Below are 516 nucleotides of genomic sequence, written 5' to 3' on the forward strand. Positions count from 1 at the left end.
TGTCTAGCGATGATGGCGAAGAGGTCACACCCGTTCCCATGCCGAACACGGAAGTTAAGCTCTTCAGCGCCGATGGTAGTTGGGGGTTTCCCCCTGTGAGAGTAGGACGTTGCTAGGCATAAGCCCCTTATTTGGGGCTATTATTTTGTCTATTTTTATAGTTGGCCCGTTGGTCAAGCGGTTAAGACACCGCCCTTTCACGGCGGTAACACGGGTTCGAATCCCGTACGGGTCACCAAGTAATGATGGCATGTTAAGTACGCAACGTCAATCGCAACACATGCACTTGCACATCCTGTGCTTCGGAGGATTAGCTCAGCTGGGAGAGCATCTGCCTTACAAGCAGAGGGTCGGCGGTTCGATCCCGTCATCCTCCACCATAATTATTTTGCCGGTGTAGCTCAATTGGTAGAGCAACTGACTTGTAATCAGTAGGTTGGGGGTTCAAGTCCTCTCGCCGGCACCACTTACTTCATTATAGTAATACTCATTATAATATGAGCCATTAGCTCAGTT

The 516-nt window shown here is 49.6% G+C and carries 3 tRNA genes and 1 rRNA gene; all 4 read left to right on the forward strand.

What is annotated here, in order from left to right:
* Positions 1 to 2 precede the first annotated feature (2 nt).
* The 4 genes from rrf to K9V48_RS28540 all read left to right on the forward strand — a co-directional run bounded on the left by rrf (position 3) and on the right by K9V48_RS28540 (position 466).
* Positions 3 to 118, forward strand: a 5S ribosomal RNA gene (gene rrf, locus K9V48_RS28525).
* 45 nt (positions 119 to 163) lie between these two features.
* Positions 164 to 238: transfer RNA gene (locus K9V48_RS28530), tRNA-Glu, on the forward strand.
* A gap of 66 nt (positions 239 to 304) precedes the next feature.
* A tRNA-Val gene (locus tag K9V48_RS28535) sits at positions 305 to 380 on the forward strand.
* A gap of 10 nt (positions 381 to 390) precedes the next feature.
* Positions 391 to 466: transfer RNA gene (locus K9V48_RS28540), tRNA-Thr, on the forward strand.
* Positions 467 to 516 lie beyond the last annotated feature (50 nt).

This window comes from Metabacillus rhizolycopersici (genome assembly GCF_020075705.1).